Annotated in this window: 12 protein-coding genes; 5 read left to right on the top strand and 7 right to left on the bottom strand. The window is 60.0% G+C overall.

Annotation, left to right across the window (positions count from 1 at the left end):
* Positions 1 to 67 precede the first annotated feature (67 nt).
* Both uxaC and A3C3_RS0103305 read left to right on the top strand, forming a co-directional pair.
* Complete coding sequence (uxaC, locus tag A3C3_RS0103310) at positions 68 to 1,483, top strand: glucuronate isomerase (protein ID WP_022713194.1); 1,416 nt, start codon at positions 68 to 70, stop codon at positions 1,481 to 1,483.
* Entirely contained in the window at positions 1,480 to 2,934 is a 1,455-nt protein-coding gene (locus tag A3C3_RS0103305) for a mannitol dehydrogenase family protein (RefSeq protein ID WP_022713193.1), read from the top strand. The genes uxaC and A3C3_RS0103305 overlap by 4 nt, the downstream gene beginning before the upstream one ends.
* A gap of 183 nt (positions 2,935 to 3,117) precedes the next feature.
* Here A3C3_RS0103305 and A3C3_RS0103300 read toward each other — a convergent pair whose 3' ends face one another.
* The 7 genes from A3C3_RS0103300 to A3C3_RS0103270 all read right to left on the bottom strand — a co-directional run bounded on the left by A3C3_RS0103300 (position 3,118) and on the right by A3C3_RS0103270 (position 11,841).
* Positions 3,118 to 5,568 (bottom strand): GcvT family protein, encoded by a 2,451-nt coding sequence (locus A3C3_RS0103300; protein WP_022713192.1) that lies wholly within the window; start codon positions 5,566 to 5,568, stop codon positions 3,118 to 3,120.
* Position 5,569: 1 nt separating this feature from the next.
* A complete protein-coding gene (locus A3C3_RS0103295; RefSeq protein ID WP_022713191.1) occupies positions 5,570 to 6,445 on the bottom strand; it encodes a phosphotransferase in 876 nt (291 codons plus the stop codon).
* A gap of 69 nt (positions 6,446 to 6,514) precedes the next feature.
* A complete protein-coding gene (locus A3C3_RS0103290; RefSeq protein WP_022713190.1) occupies positions 6,515 to 7,591 on the bottom strand; it encodes an ABC transporter ATP-binding protein in 1,077 nt (358 codons plus the stop codon).
* A 23-nt stretch (positions 7,592 to 7,614) separates the two neighbouring features.
* On the bottom strand, positions 7,615 to 8,688 hold the full coding sequence (locus tag A3C3_RS0103285) for a Gfo/Idh/MocA family protein (RefSeq protein WP_022713189.1): 1,074 nt from the start codon (positions 8,686 to 8,688) through the stop codon (positions 7,615 to 7,617).
* An 18-nt stretch (positions 8,689 to 8,706) separates the two neighbouring features.
* Positions 8,707 to 9,585: a carbohydrate ABC transporter permease gene (locus tag A3C3_RS0103280; protein ID WP_376774922.1), complete on the bottom strand. Its 879-nt coding sequence runs from the start codon at positions 9,583 to 9,585 to the stop codon at positions 8,707 to 8,709.
* A gap of 1 nt (position 9,586) precedes the next feature.
* Positions 9,587 to 10,549, bottom strand: coding sequence for a carbohydrate ABC transporter permease (locus tag A3C3_RS0103275; RefSeq protein ID WP_022713187.1), 963 nt, complete (start codon positions 10,547 to 10,549; stop codon positions 9,587 to 9,589).
* Between the two features lie 5 nt (positions 10,550 to 10,554).
* Positions 10,555 to 11,841: an ABC transporter substrate-binding protein gene (locus A3C3_RS0103270; protein WP_022713186.1), complete on the bottom strand. Its 1,287-nt coding sequence runs from the start codon at positions 11,839 to 11,841 to the stop codon at positions 10,555 to 10,557.
* A gap of 207 nt (positions 11,842 to 12,048) precedes the next feature.
* On the opposite strand from A3C3_RS0103270, the gene A3C3_RS0103265 reads away from it, so the two are divergent.
* The 3 genes from A3C3_RS0103265 (at position 12,049) to A3C3_RS0103255 (ending at position 15,172) form a co-directional block, all read left to right on the top strand.
* The gene (locus A3C3_RS0103265) at positions 12,049 to 12,726 is read left to right on the top strand and encodes a TetR/AcrR family transcriptional regulator (protein ID WP_022713185.1); all 678 of its coding nucleotides are present in this window, start codon (positions 12,049 to 12,051) and stop codon (positions 12,724 to 12,726) included.
* 132 nt (positions 12,727 to 12,858) lie between these two features.
* Positions 12,859 to 14,007 (top strand): Gfo/Idh/MocA family protein, encoded by a 1,149-nt coding sequence (locus tag A3C3_RS0103260; protein ID WP_022713184.1) that lies wholly within the window; start codon positions 12,859 to 12,861, stop codon positions 14,005 to 14,007.
* Position 14,008: 1 nt separating this feature from the next.
* Positions 14,009 to 15,172, top strand: coding sequence for a dihydrodipicolinate synthase family protein (locus tag A3C3_RS0103255; RefSeq protein ID WP_022713183.1), 1,164 nt, complete (start codon positions 14,009 to 14,011; stop codon positions 15,170 to 15,172).
* Position 15,173: the final 1 nt, after the last annotated feature.

Below are 15,173 nucleotides of genomic sequence, written 5' to 3'. Positions count from 1 at the left end.
GTTACTAATAGGGCTTGCCGTCCTTGCTCAGGTGGGATAGGCCCTGTCTAATCAGGGAGGAAATCTGATGGATGTAGGAAACGGCTTTCTTCATCCGGACCGGCTCTTTCCGGCCGATCCGGCAACGCGAACCATCGCGCGCGAGCTTTACGAAGCGGTTCGCAATTTGCCGATTGTCAGCCCGCACGGGCACACCGAACCTTCGTGGTTTGCCGAGGACAAGCCTTTCGAGGATGCGGCTTCGCTGCTTGTCATTCCCGATCACTATCTTTTCCGCATGCTGCACAGTGTCGGCGTCAAGCTCGACGATCTCGGCGTGCCGCGGCTCGACGGCAAGCCGGTCGCAGAGGGCCGGGCGATCTGGCGGGCCTTTTCTGTACAGTATCACCTTTTCCGCGGCACGCCTTCCAGCCTCTGGGTCGATCATGCGATGTCGGCCGTGCTTGGCTGCGACGAACCGCTGACGCCGGATAATGCCGATAAGCTTTACGACCACATCAACGCACAATTGGCGCTGCCCGAGTTCCGGCCGCGCGCGCTGCACAAGCGTTTCGGTATCGAGACGATTGCGACGACGGAAGGCGCGCTCGACCCGCTGACCCATCACCAGAAGATGGCGGCGGAGGGCTGGATCGGCCGCGTGCGCACCACATACCGGCCGGACAGTGTCACCGATCCGGATGCCGTCGGTTTCCGTGCCAATCTCCTGCAATTCGGCGAAATCACCGGCACCGACATTACCCGGTGGGATGGCATGGTCGATGCGCACCGCAAGCGCCGCGCCTATTTCCGCCAGTTCGGCGCAACGGCCACTGACCACGGCGTGCCGACGGCCTTTACCGCCGATCTCCCGCTTGCCGACAAGCAGGCGCTGCTCGACAAAGCCCTGAGAGGCCCTCTTTCTGGGGCAGATGCCGAGCTTTTCCGTGGCCTGATGATGACGGAGATGGCCGGCCTCTCGGCCGAAGACGGCATGGTGATGCAAATTCATGCCGGCTCCCGCCGAAACACCGACAGCGGCCTTTTCCAGACGCGCGGTCCGAACATGGGCGCCGATATTCCGACACGCACGGACTGGGTCGGCGGCTTGAACGCACTGCTGGCGAAATACGGCCATGCGCCCGGTCTCAGGGTTGTGCTCTTCACGCTCGACGAGACGACCTATGCCCGCGAACTGGCACCGATGGCCGGGCACTGGGAGTGCCTGATGATCGGCCCGCCCTGGTGGTTCCATGACAGCCCGAACGGCATTCGCCGCTATCTCGACCAGGTCGTTGAAACGGCCGGCTTTGCCAATCTCGCCGGCTTCAACGACGATACGCGGGCACTGCTTTCAATCCCCGCCCGCCACGACGTCTGGCGCCGCGAGGTCTGCCGCTTCCTGGCGCAGCTCGCAGCCGAGCACCGGATTTCAAAGAAGGATGCCGAAATCGTCGCGCGGGAACTTTCCTATGACAATGCGAAGAAGGCATACAAGCTGTGACGGAGCGACTGCAAAACCTGACGGGCCTCGCGCCGAGGGCAAAACTTCCGGCCTATGATCGAAGCAAGCTGAAAAGCGGCATCCTGCATCTCGGTCCGGGTGCCTTTTTCCGCGCGCATTTTGCACCCTTTACCGATGCGGCACTTGCGGCCGCCGGCGGCGACTGGGGCATTGAAGTCGCAAGCCTGCGCACCGCCGATGTCGCGGATCACCTGAACGAGCAGAACGGCCTCTATACGATGCTGATCCGCGATACGTCGGGAACGACGGCGCAGGTGATCGGCCCGATCCTGAAGGCGCATGTCGCAACGCGTGACCCGGCAGGGCTGCTTGCGCGCCTGGAAGATCCGGCAATCCGCATCGTCAGCCTGACGGTGACCGAGAAGGCCTATGGTCTGGATACCCTTACCGGCGGCCTCGATCTCAACCATCCCGACATCGCCGCCGATCTTATCCATCCGCATACGCCGCGCGGCGTTGTCGGCTATCTTGTCGAAGGGCTGGCCCGTCGGCGTAAAAAGGGTACTGCGCCCTTCACGCCGCTAAGTTGCGACAACCTGCCGAGCAACGGCGCAGTCCTCAAGCGCCTGGTTCTCGAATTCGCGAGCCGCATCGATCCTTCGTTGCACGACTGGATCGAACAGACCGTACCCTTTCCCTCCACGATGGTGGATCGCATCACCCCGGCCAGTACCGACGTTACCTATGCCGATGCCGAGCGCCTGACGGGACGGCAGGATCTTGCGGCGATTGAGACCGAGCCCTTCACGCAATGGGTGATCGAAGACCATTTCGCCAATGGCCGCCCGGCCTGGGAGAAAGCTGGCGTGCTGATGGTCGAGGAGGTCTCGGCCTACGAGAAGATGAAGCTTCGCATGCTGAACGGGGCGCATTCCCTGCTCGCCTATCTCGGATATATAGGTGGCTATGAATACATTCGCGATGCCATGGAAGATGCCGGGTTGGCAGCGCTTGCGCGGCGGCACATGAGCGCGGCAGCTGCGACCCTCGATCCCGTTCCAGGGATCAATCTCGAGCACTATGCGGAAGAACTCATAGCGCGCTTTGCAAATAAGGCGATCGCGCACCGCACCTATCAGATCGCCATGGACGGGACGCAGAAACTGCCGCAACGTCTCCTGGAGCCGGCAACGGAAGCGCTTGCTCATGGCAGCAAGGCGGAGACTTATGCAATCGCAGTCGCCGCCTGGATGCGCTATGCGCTGGGCGTCGACCGGAACGGCAAAAGTTACGAATTGCGTGATCCGAGAGCTGGTGAAATCGCAGATCTCCTTACAGATGTCCCGCGAAACGGCGCTGCGGTAGCGGCGACGATTTTCGGCCTGCCTGGGCTCTTCCCGGCGGCACTGGCGAAAAACGCTGCTTGGACCGAGGACGTGGCGAACAAGCTGGAGATTCTGATCCAGGATAACAGGCTGCCGTTGATTTGAGTGGGGGCGCGCCGCGTTACTCCGCCGCCGCTGCGCGCCCAGGTCATTAGACGCTGAGGCTCGTTAAACGGGTGATTCACGGCGCAGACGCGACGTCTCTGGGCGCCTGTCACAAGGACAGGAATGAGGAGAGAGCTGAGCGCTTGCCACAATCTGGCAGTACAGCCGCATTGCAAACGCCTATTAAGCCTTGATGCGCTTCATCTCCGGATCATAGAGCGGCTTCAGCGACACCGTGCAGGGAATACGCTCCCTCGCAACGTCCAGTTCATAGGTTCCCGACAACATGAAATCCTCGGTCACGCCGTCGGGATTGCGGATGTAGCCGTAACCGATCGGTTTGCCGATCGTGTAGCCGAAACCGCCGCTGGAAAGCCAGCCGACACGTTTGCCATTCCGATAAATGGTTTCGCGGCCGAGAAGGACGGTCTCCGGATCGTCCGGCACGACGCAAGCGAGCATCTTTTTCACACCGCCTGAAAGTTGGCGCTCGATCGCCTTGCGACCACGGAAGTCGATGTTCCTCTTCGTTTTGACTGCCCAGGCGAGCCCCGCCTCGATCGGTGTATGATCCGGACCGATGTCCGAACCCCAGGCACGATAGCCCTTTTCCAGACGGCAGCTTTCGATGGCACGGTAGCCGGCATTGACGAGACCGAAACCGCTGCCGGCAGCCATCAAGGCATCATAGACCGTCGTTGCATATTCGACAGGGACATGGAGTTCATAGCCCAATTCGCCGACATAGGTGATCCGCAACGCCCTGACGGGGCAGCCGACGATGCCGATGGTCTTTACCCGGCCGAATGGAAAGGCGGCGTTGGACACATCACTGGTAGTGACTTTCTCAAGGACAGTGCGGGAATTCGGCCCCATCAGGGAAAGAACCGAATAGGCCGATGTCACATCGACAAGTTCGGCCCGCATATCTGCCGGTATATTGCGGGCGATCCAATCGAAATCGTGAGTGGCAAAGCCGGTGCCGGTAACGATGTAGAATTCGTTCTCGGTGATGCGGGCGACGGTGACGTCGCATTCGATGCCGCCCTTGTCGTTCAGCATCTGCGTGTAGGTGAGCGATCCGGCGGGCTTGGCGACATCATTCGAGGCGATCCACGAAAGAGCAGCCTCTGCATCCCTCCCCTTCAGAACAAACTTTGCAAAAGATGTTTGATCGAAGATGACAGCCGCTTCGCGCACGGCCTTGTGCTCGCGGCCGACGGCATCGAACCAGTTTTGACGGCCGTAGGTATAGACATCCTTCGGCTCCTCGTCGGCAAAGAGATCGGCGAACCAGTTCGGCCGCTCCCAACCGAGTTTTTCGCCGAAGCAGGCGCCCTGAGCCTTGAGGCGATCGTAAAGCGGCGACTTGCGGCAGGGGCGGCCGCTCGAATGTTCTTCGAAGGGCCAAGCCATCGTATAATGCTTGCCATAGGCCTCGAGCGTGCGGGTACGCACCCAGTCGGTATCGAAGTGGGGGCGGCCGAAGCGGCGGATGTCGACCGGCCAGAGATCATAAGGCGGCTCACCTTTGGCGACCCACTCGGCGAGCGCCATCCCGGCACCACCGCCGGAGGCGATGCCGAAAGCGTTGAACCCGGCGCCGACGAAGAAATTCCTCAGCTCCGGGGCTTCGCCGAGAATGAAATTGCCATCCGGCGTGAAACTCTCAGGTCCGTTCAGGAGCTGTTTGACCCCCGCCTTCTGCAAGCCTGGAACCCGCTCCAGCGCCTGCTCCATGATCTGCTCGAAGTGATCGAAATTGCTGTCGAGCAGCGTGTAATGGAAACCTTCCGGAATGCCGTTCACCGCCCAGGGGATTGGATTCGGCTCATAGCCGCCCATGACGAGCCCGCCAACTTCTTCCTTGTAGTAGGTGAGGCGATCCGGATCGCGCAGCGTCGGCAGATTGGAAGGCACGCCGAAGGATTCGGTGATGATGTACTGATGCTCGACGGAGACGAGCGGCACGTTCACGCCGAAACGGGCAGCGAAAGCCCGGGTCCACTGGCCGGCGCAGACGATGACGCGTTCGCATTCGATGCGGCCCTTTTCGGTGATGACGGCGCGGATCTTTCCTTTGTCGATTTCGAGGTCGAGGACTTCCGTATCCTCGAAGATCGAGACGCCGGACATCCGGGCGCCTTTCGCCAGCGCCTGCGTGATGTCGGAAGGATTGGCCTGGCCGTCGGTCGGCAGATAGGCCGCGCCCACAAGGTCGTCGATCGTCATCAGCGGCCAGAGTTCGAAGGCTTCCTGGGGAGTGAGCAATCGCATGTCGAGACCGAAAGATTGCGCTGTCGTTGCCTGGCGCTTCACTTCCGTCCAGCGCTCTTCATTGCAGGCAAGCCGCAATCCACCGTTCATCTTCCAGCCGGTGCCGAGACCGGTTTCGGCTTCAAGTTTTTTGTAAAGATCGACGGAATAGCCAAGCAGCTGGGTGATGTTGGCGCTGGTGCGCAGCTGACCGACGAGGCCCGCGGCATGGAAGGTGGTGCCGGAGGTGAGCTTCTTGCGCTCGAGCAGCACCGTATCCGTCCAGCCGAGCTTGCCCAAATGATAGGCCGTCGAGCAACCGATGATGCCGCCGCCGATGACCACGGCTTTCGCCGTCTTCGGTAATTCCTTCGCCATATTACTGGTCCTGTTCAAATGCCTTGTAGGCACGCTCGAAGCGCGCGAGGTTTTCGGCTGTGTAGGCTGCATAATTGAAATCGATGGTCGAATGGATCTCGGAGACCATGCTCCAAAGCGTTTCGCGAAGCAGAGAAGAGCATTTCATGGCGCTATAGCGCTGCCAAAGATCCCGCGTCAGCGGCCGGCCGAAATAGGTTTCCAGCATTTGCCGCTCGGCACCTTCCGAAAACTCGTTGTTCGAGGCGAGGCCGCCGAGATCAAAGAGAGGCGTGTTGAAACCCGCGTAGTCCCAATCGATCAGCCAGAGACGCTTGCCGTCATCAAGGAAGTTCGCGGCGAGAAGGTCGTTGTGGCCGAAGGCGATATCGAAAGGGCCGGCGGCCTGTTCGAGGAGTTCGGCCCGTTCGAGCAGCGCGGGAAGCATCGGCGCATAGCCGCTTTCCGCGGCAACCAGAGTGGCCGCGTAGTCGCGGATGACATGGAAGACCCAGAAGATCATCGCCTGGCCCCGGAAATGAAGGGGGATGTCATGATGGCAGGCGCGAACCAGTGGCACGATGCGTGCGAGCATTTGCGCATCCTGGATGTCTTCCGCCGTCAGAGCCCGCGCCTCGATGAAATCGAGGACGAGCACGCCGGGCTCATGATGGATGACCGCAGGCGAAAGTCCGGCAGCGTGGGCTGCCTGGCTGGCCGCAAGCTCGTTCTGGCGGCTGATATGATGAACCGGGATGTCGACGCCGAGGCGCACGACGCGGCGCGATATGCGATCGGTTACGAGATAGTTCCGGTTGGTAATGCCGCCGGCAATCGGTGCGATTTCGATCGGGCCTTGCCAGATGCCGAGTGCATGAATCCTATCTTCAGGCGTCACGCTTTCCCCCTCGCAACCCACCTGCAAAGGATGGGCCAGAGCAGGCTTGGCTGTCAAGCAGAGCAGGCTTTATATCGTGGCGCCCGAAGCATCGAAAACATGACAGCGGGCGGGGTCGAAGGACGCCGTCACATTCGTGCCGCGCTCAACCTTCTGCTGACCGTCCAGAGCCACCGTCAGGTTCTGGCCGTCCGGCGTCTTCGTATAGAGCATAGTGGCGCCGCCAAGGTTTTCGACCAGGTCGATGTCGACGGTCGCAAGTGCGATGCCACCATCAGCCACGGACAAGTGTTCCGGACGGATGCCGAAGGTAACCTCCTGACCGGCCGAACCTTTCAAGCGGCGCGGCAGGCGGATTGAACTGCCGCAGACATTGATCGTCGTGTCGCCGTCATTGACCCGCTCGATCTTCGCCTTCAGGAAGTTCATCTTCGGGCTGCCGATGAAGCCTGCGACGAAGCGATTTGCCGGATTGTTGTAAAGGTCGAGAGGAGCGCCGACCTGCTCGATGCGGCCCGAATTCAGCACCACGATCTTGTCCGCCATGGTCATGGCTTCGACCTGATCGTGGGTGACATAGATCATCGTATTGCCGAGATTACGGTGCAGGCGGGAAATTTCGACGCGCATCTGAACACGCAGTTCCGCATCAAGGTTCGACAACGGCTCGTCGAAGAGAAAGATGCGTGGCTCGCGCACGATGGCGCGGCCGATCGCGACGCGCTGGCGTTGACCGCCGGACAAGGCCTTCGGTTTGCGCTCCAGAAGCTTCTCGATCTGCAGGATTTCAGCGGCGCGGCGCACCTTCGGTTCTATCTGGGCCTTCTTGTATCCGGCCGTCTCAAGACCAAAGGCGAGGTTCTTGTAGACCGACATATGCGGATAGAGCGCATAGGACTGGAAGACCATGGCGATGCCGCGCTTGGCAGGCGCCACTTCGTTCATGCGCTCGTTGTCGAGCAGCAGGCCGCCGCCTGAAATCTCCTCAAGGCCGGCGATCATGCGCAACAGCGTGGACTTGCCGCAGCCGGACGGGCCGACGAAGACCACGAACTCGCCGGGATCGATCGTGAGGTCGATGCCATGGATGACATCCAGCGACCCGTAGCGCTTCTCGACCTTCTGAAGAACGACACTTGTTGCCATCTTCTAAACCCTCTCCTGGTCCGTTATCTCGTTCTTGCACGCCAGTCGGCGTATTTAGGGCTGTCGCGACCGATGGGCAGCGCTACGTCTGCGCCGCTATCGGACGATTGATAGATCGCTGTTACCAGTTCCAGCGCACGCCGCGCATCGGCGCTGGTGACCGGCAGCGGACCATTACCGCTGAGATAATCATGAAAGCGGGCCATTTGCGTGTTGAACCGCGGCGCAACCGGTCGCCAGTCGCCAACCGCAGCGTCAATCCTTGCCTGCACTTCGTCGTTTGCGGCGATGATCTGCCACGGCCCCTTGCCCGGCGCGTAGGGATCGTGGTTGCTTTCGAAAGTAACGTTCTCGAAATGTAGCCGCAGCCGGCTGATCTGCTGCTGCGAACCCAGCGTGCAGGAAAGCGAAACGAAGGCGCCGTTCTGCATCTGAAGGCTAACGGAGGCGCAATCTTCCACCTCGATGTTATTGACGCGAGTGGCAACCCTGCCAAAGACGCGGGCGGCCGGACCTGCGAGGTGGAAGAGCATATCGTGCAGGTGCAGCGCATGCGTTACGAGTACGCCGCCGAGTTCAGTCGCCCATTTGCCGCGCCAGGGAACCGCGTAATATTCGGGCTTGCGCAGCCAAAAGGTCTCGACAGCGCCCATGTAGAACTTGCCGGCTATGCCTGCGTCGATGATGTATTTCGCCTTCTGGATGCCATCGCCATAGCGATACTGGAAGATCGGCATCAAAGCGCCCTTGGCGCGTTTTTCAGCCTCCACGATCTCATCAACAGCGGCCAGGGAGCCGGTGAGCGGTTTTTCGCAGACGACATGCTTGCCCGCCGCAAGAGCTGCCACGACCTGTTCACGATGAATGCCGGGTGGCGTGCAGATATCGATGATGTCGATGCCGTCGTCGCCCAGAAGCTCCGTAAAGGAGGTCGTACGCTTCTCAATTCCAAACTCGGCGCCGACGGCCTTCAGGCGCTCCTCATTGAGATCGCAGATGGCTGCGACCCTGAACTTATCCGGATGCGGCAGGTAGCCCTCGACGATGTGAGAACGCCCGATACCGCAGCCGACGATGGCAACAGTCTTGATGCTCATGTCACTTTCCCATCCGCATCAGCGCTTCATGCCGGTCGTGGCGATGCCTTCGATCAGCAGGCGCTGGAAGAAGAGGAAGAAGAAGAAGACTGGCACGAGCGAGAGCGTCGACATGGCGAATAGGCCGCCCCAATCCGATGCACTGGTCGAGTCGACGAAGGTTCGCAGACCGAGCTGGATCGTGTACGTGTTCATGTCATTCAGGTAGATCAGCGGACCAAAGAAATCGTCCCAGGTCCAGATGAAGGAGAAGATTGCGGCCGTCGCCAACACTGGCAGCGATAGCGGCAGCATGATCTTCCAATAGATGCGCCAAGCGCTGCAGCCGTCCATCATCGCGGCCTCATCCAGTTCGCGCGGAATGCCGCGGAAAAACTGCACCATGAGGAAGATGAAGAAGGCGTCGCTTGCCAGGAACTTCGGCACCACCAGCGGCAGGATGGTATTGACCCAGCCGAGGTTCAGGAAGAGCACATATTGCGGGATCAGCGTCACGTGATAGGGGATCATCAGCGTGCCGAGCATGATCGCGAACCAGAAGTTCCGGCCAGCAAAGCGCAAGCGCGCAAAGGCGAAGGCAGCGAGGGAACAGGCAATGACATTGCCGATCACCGTCAGCACCGAGATCACCAGCGAGTTCCAGAAGAACCGACCGAAGCTGACATCGAGGCCGACCCACCCACGAAGATAGGACGAGAAATCAATGGACGATGGAAAAATCGACGTTGACGTGAAGATTTCGCTTTCCGGCCTCACCGAAGCCGAAACCATCCAAAGCAACGGATAGAGCATCAGGAGCGAGCCGCCGATCAGCAGGGCATGGACCAGGATCGAGCCCGCCAGGCTGCGCTTGTTGACGTCCGAAGGCGGCTGCGGAGCGGTGACAATGGCAGTCATCTCAGTCATCGTAGTGCACCCAGTAACGCGAGGACAGGAATGAGAAGGCGGTGAAGATCGCGATAATGATCACTAGGATCCAGGCAAGCGCCGAGGCATAGCCCATGCGGAAGTTCCCGAAGGCTTCCTGGTAGAGATAAAGCGTATAGAACAGCGTCGAATTGATCGGGCCGCCGGTGCCGCCGGAGATGATGAAGGCGGGCGTGAAGGCCTTGAAGGCGTCGATCGTCTGCACGACGGCGTTGAAGAAGATGACCGGCGTCAGAAGCGGCAGCGTGATCTTGTAGAACTGCCGGAACTTCGAGGCGCCGTCGAGACTGGCGGCTTCGTACATGTCCTGCGGGATCTGACGCAGACCGGCAAGGAAGATGATCATCGGCGAGCCGAACTGCCAGACGCTCAGCGCAACCAGCGTATAGATTGAATAGTTCGGATGCGAAATCCAGCTCGGTCCCTGAATGCCAAATTGTGCAAGTGCCGCATTGACCAAGCCGTCACCGGCAAAAAGCTGGCGCCAGAGGACGGCGATCGCCACGCTCGCGCCGAGCAGCGAGGGCAGATAGAAGATAGCGCGATAGATTGGCAGGCCTTTGATGCCCCGGTTCAGCGCCAACGCAACCATCAGCGCGAAAGCAAGCTTGAAGGGCACGGCCAACATCACGTAGGTTAGTGTGACCGACATCGCCGAGGCGAATTTCGGATCGGCAGTGGCGATGCGCACGTAGTTTGCCGCGCCCACCCAGCCCGGCGACCTCAACATGTCGAAGTCGGTGAAGGATAGGTAGAGCGACATCAGGGCAGGTCCGAACGTCAGCCCGAAGAAGCCCAGAAGCCAGGGCAGCAGGAAGAGATAGCCTGGAGCATTGGCATTCCACAGCCGCTTGAACCGGCTGTCGGCCACCGCCCCCCGATACCGTTCTACCGTCGCCGCCTCTGCAGGCATCGTGCGCATCGCATTATTCATATGGATCAGCCCCGCGCGAGAATGCGCGTAAGTTCGTCCACGAGCTGCTTGGCGCCGTCTGCCGCTGTCAACTGCCCGAAGCCGACCTGCTCAGATATGTTTCGAAGCGTGAGCTCGCCCTCACCGGCACCCGCAGGCGGCGGTGGCGGCAACTTGCCGGCGAGATCGCCAAGGCCGGAGACGTATTCCAGCGGCACTTTCCCGACAGCGTCGAGCTTGGCTGCCACGACCTCACGCATCGCTGCCGATTCCGGAATGCCGCGTTCAACACCCAGCGCCAGCGCGGCATCCGGGTTCGTGACGAAGAAATTCACGTAATCGACTGCCTGATCGACCACTTTCGACTGAGCTGAAACCGAGAAGAACATCGAAGGCTTGCGGTAGTGGCCGCCCTTCGAGTCCTTTGTCACTCGCATGTGGTTTGCCAGAGTGAGCTTGTCCTTGTTCATCTGCTGATATGCCACGAATTGGTTCGAGTGCGCGAAACCAGCGGCAGACTTGCCAAGGGTCAGCGTATTGGTCTCGATGTCGTTCTTGTCCAAAGCCTGAATGTCAGGCGGAACGCATGCACCGCTTTCACGGAACTTGTTCCACATATCAAACCATTCGGATGCCTCTTCGACGCCAAAGCCAATCTTCGCATCGGCAGTGTAAAGCGCCTTTCCGCGTTGGCGAAGGTAGTTTTCGAAAAGCGGCTCCCCACCACTGCCATCGGCCATTCCGAACATGCCTTTGCGCTTGCCAGCCTTGGTCAGTTCGGCTGCCATCTTGCCAAACTCTTCCCAGGTCGTTGCCTTAGTCGGAAGATCGATGCCCGCTTCCTCGAACGCGGTCTTGCTCAGCATGGTTGCCGCCGAATTCGCACCCAGGCTCACGCCATAAAGATGTCCATCGACGCTGCCGCCCTCGATCTGCGCCTTGTCAAAGTCACCTAGATTGAGCTTCGACGGCATGTAGGAATCGAGAGGCGCAAGTGCGCCGCGGTGTGCATACTCGACGATGTAGCGGTAATCCATCTGGATAACATCGGGGGCATTCTTGCCAGCGACCTGCGTCGCGAGGCGAGGCCAGTAATCACCCCAACCGAGAAACTCGCCGGTTATCGACGTACCCGGATTCTTTGCCTTGTAGAGTTCCGATACCTTGTTGGTGCGATCTGCACGTGGCTGGGATCCCCACCACAGCAGCCGCAGGCGTGCGTCCTGCGCAAAGGCACTGGAACCCAGTGCCGAAAGCGAGAGAAGCGTTGCCCCGCCCGCCATGAAGTTACGTCTGCTTACGCGTAGTGTCATCTGTTTTTCCTCCTCCCTTGGGGAGCGCCTCCACACGCTCCTTGCTGGTTTCTCTTGCAACAAATAACTAATTGGTTACAAGCTATGGACAAGCATCGGGCCTGTCAAGCGGTGATAATTTCGCGAGGTTCTCCTCCCGGATTGTCGCTTTTACAATCTTGCACCGAAGCCTTATGAGCGCAACAGAGCGTCTGGGGAGATAAGCGGATGGATAATAGCGGCGAGACCGGGGAAAAGAAAAAAGCCAAGCGGGTGGCCAGCGAACGCGTATTGCAACGCGACCCCGAAAGAACCAAGGCCGCGATCCTGGAAGCAGCTACGCGCGAATTTGCCGAAAACGGCATGGGCGGGGCGCGCGTCGACGCAATTGCCGAGCGGGCCGGCACCAATAAGCGCATGCTCTATCACTATTTTGGCGACAAGGAGCAGCTGTACCTGCGTGTGCTGGAGGAGGCTTATGTCGGCATCCGTACAGCTGAGCGTGCCCTGCATATCGGCGACCGCAGCCCGGAAGAAGGAATCAGCGAACTTGCGCTCTTCACCTGGCGCTATTTCCTCAAGCATCCGGAGTTTTTAAGCCTTCTCGGTACGGAAAACCTGCACCGCGCCCGGTGGCTTCGGCAGTCTGTCCGGCTCAAGGAATTGCATTCTCACCTGATCGGCGAGCTTGCGCGGGTTCTCGAGCGCGGCAAGAAGGAAGGCGTCTTCATCGAGAACGCCGATCCCCTTCACGTCTATCTGACGATCGCCTCGCTCGGATACTTCTACCTTTCGAACCAACATACGCTCTCGACGATCTTCGGGCGCGAACTGATTGAGCCCTCAAATCTCGACAGTTGGGAACAGCATATCGTCCACGTGACACTCGCCTCCATCAAGCGCTGAAAATTCAAAATTGGATTTGACTATTGACAGCCCTACTTCCGATCTGCCATCAAGTAACCGTTTAGTTACTGGCTTGGGAGGGCCGGGCAACGCCCGCTCCCGACGTTCGATAATTTGGCAGGGAGAAATAAGATGGCTCGTCTGGGGATCATTTTGCACGGCGTTACAGGCCGCATGGGCTACAATCAGCACCTAGTGCGATCGATCCTGGCCATCCGCGACCAGGGCGGTTTGTTCCTGAAATCCGGCGAGCGGCTGGAGATCGACCCCATCATCGTCGGCCGCAACCGAGACAAGATGGAAGAGCTGGCGAAGAAGCACAACATCAAACGCTGGTCGACAGATCTGGACGGAGCACTCGCCAACCCGGACGATCAGATTTTCTTCGATGCCGGAACGACCTTGATGCGTGCCGAGCTGCTTTCTAAGGCACTCGATGCCGGCAAGCACGTCTATTGCGAAAAGCCGATCTCCGACGACCTGCAAGTGGCCGTTGACCTTGCAAGGAAAGCGCGAGCCTCCGGCCTCAAGCACGGCGTCGTGCAGGACAAACTCTTCCTGCCGGGTCTCCGCAAGCTGGCGCTGCTGCGCGATTCCGGTTTCTTCGGCAAAATTCTCTCGGTGCGCGGCGAATTCGGCTATTGGGTTTTCGAGGGCGATTGGGGCGTCCCGGCGCAGCGGCCGTCCTGGAATTACCGTAAGGGCGATGGCGGCGGCATTATCCTCGACATGCTCTGCCACTGGCGCTACGTGCTCGACAATCTTTTCGGCGAGGTGAAAGCGGTTTCCTGCCTCGGCGCAACGCATATTGGCAGCCGCGTCGACGAGCAGGGCAAGACCTACGACTGCGATACGGATGATGCGGCTTATGCTACCTTCGAGCTTGAAGGCGGCGTGATCGCGCAGATCAATTCGTCCTGGGCCGTGCGCGTACGCCGCGACGATCTCGTGACCTTCCAGGTCGACGGCACGCACGGTTCTGCCGTCGCCGGTCTTACGAAATGCTGGACGCAACATCGCGTCAATACGCCGAAGCCGGTGTGGAATCCGGACCAGCCGCAAACGATCGACTTCTACCAAACCTGGGACGAGGTGCCGGATACGCAGGCATTCGACAACGGTTTCAAGGTGCAGTGGGAAATGTTCCTGCGCCATGTCGCCGAAGACGCCCCATGGCCCTACGGCCTAGAGGCGGGCGCCAAGGGCGTCCAGCTTGCGGAGTTGGGCCTGAAATCTTGGGCCGAGCGCCGCTGGCTCGACGTTCCGGCATTGGAGTTCTGATATGCAGACGATCAATCTTCCCCTCGACGGCAGGATCGGCCCCTATACGCTGACCGGAACGCCGATCGAGCTCAAGAAGCGTGACGCGAAAGACTTTCCGCGCGTGGTCTATGCCGCTGCCCATGTCGTCGCCGACCCGCTGGCGGACAACGATCCATGGCTGACGCCTGCCATCGATTGGGAACGGACACTCGCCTTCCGCCACCGCCTTTGGGACCTCGGCCTCGGCGTTGCCGAAGCGATGGACACGGCGCAGCGCGGTATGGGACTTGGCTGGCCGGAAGCGCGCGATCTCATTCGCCGGGCGCTTGCTGAAGCACGCACGCGCAAGGATGCGCTGATCGCCTGCGGCGCCGGCACCGATCATCTGGCTCCCGGTCCCGACGTGACGATCGACACGATCATCAGGGCCTACGAAGAACAGATCGAAGCCGTTGAGGCGGAGGGCGGGCGCATCATCCTGATGGCAAGCCGCGCGCTTGCGGCCGCTGCGAGAGGGCCGGACGATTACATCCGCGTCTATGACCGCATCCTGCGGCAGGTGAAAGAACCGGTCGTCATCCACTGGCTGGGGGAGATGTTCGACCCGGCGCTGGAAGGCTATTGGGGTAATCCGGATCACATCAAGGCCATGTCCACCTGCCTGCAAGTGATCGAAGCCAATGCCGCAAAGATCGACGGCATTAAGGTTTCCTTGCTTTCCAAGGAGAAGGAAATCGCAATGCGCCGGCAACTGCCGAAGGGCGTGCGCATGTATACCGGCGACGACTTCAACTATGCGGAACTGATAGCCGGCGACGAACAGGGACACTCCGACGCCCTGCTCGGCATATTCGATGCGATTGCTCCGGCCGCCTCCGCCGCTATGGAAGCACTGGGCCGCAAGAGCAACCGCGAATTCTTCGACTTGCTCGATCCGACCGTTCCGCTTTCACGTCACATCTTCAAGGCGCCGACGCGCTTTTACAAGACCGGCGTCGTCTTCCTTGCCTATCTCAACGGCCTGCAGGACCACTTCACGATGATCGGCGGGCAGCAGAGCACGCGTTCACTGACGCATCTCGCGGAGCTTTTCCGGCTGGCCGACAAGGCACGCGTTCTTGCCGATCCCGATATGGCGGTCAACCACATGAAGCGGGTGCTCGCCGTTCATGGCGTTTACTGAC

Origin of the sequence: Rhizobium mongolense USDA 1844, from assembly GCF_000419765.1 — a bacterium.
Lineage (GTDB): Bacteria > Pseudomonadota > Alphaproteobacteria > Rhizobiales > Rhizobiaceae > Rhizobium > Rhizobium mongolense.
The sequence above is the reverse complement of the archived record's forward strand: the minus strand, read 5'-3'. Positions and strand labels throughout refer to the sequence as shown.

Bases quoted from the DNA above. Each gene is read 5' to 3' on its own strand.
- A3C3_RS0103275 (WP_022713187.1), bottom strand. From the start codon at position 10,549: ATGAATAATGCGATGCGCACGATGCCTGCAGAGGCGGCGACGGTAGAA.
- A3C3_RS0103270 (WP_022713186.1), bottom strand. From the start codon at position 11,841: ATGACACTACGCGTAAGCAGACGTAACTTCATGGCGGGCGGGGCAACG.
- uxaC (WP_022713194.1), top strand. From the start codon at position 68: ATGGATGTAGGAAACGGCTTTCTTCATCCGGACCGGCTCTTTCCGGCC.
- A3C3_RS0103265 (WP_022713185.1), top strand. From the start codon at position 12,049: ATGGATAATAGCGGCGAGACCGGGGAAAAGAAAAAAGCCAAGCGGGTG.
- A3C3_RS0103260 (WP_022713184.1), top strand. From the start codon at position 12,859: ATGGCTCGTCTGGGGATCATTTTGCACGGCGTTACAGGCCGCATGGGC.
- A3C3_RS0103280 (WP_376774922.1), bottom strand. From the start codon at position 9,585: ATGACTGCCATTGTCACCGCTCCGCAGCCGCCTTCGGACGTCAACAAG.
- A3C3_RS0103290 (WP_022713190.1), bottom strand. From the start codon at position 7,591: ATGGCAACAAGTGTCGTTCTTCAGAAGGTCGAGAAGCGCTACGGGTCG.
- A3C3_RS0103285 (WP_022713189.1), bottom strand. From the start codon at position 8,688: ATGAGCATCAAGACTGTTGCCATCGTCGGCTGCGGTATCGGGCGTTCT.
- A3C3_RS0103300 (WP_022713192.1), bottom strand. From the start codon at position 5,568: ATGGCGAAGGAATTACCGAAGACGGCGAAAGCCGTGGTCATCGGCGGC.
- A3C3_RS0103255 (WP_022713183.1), top strand. From the start codon at position 14,009: ATGCAGACGATCAATCTTCCCCTCGACGGCAGGATCGGCCCCTATACG.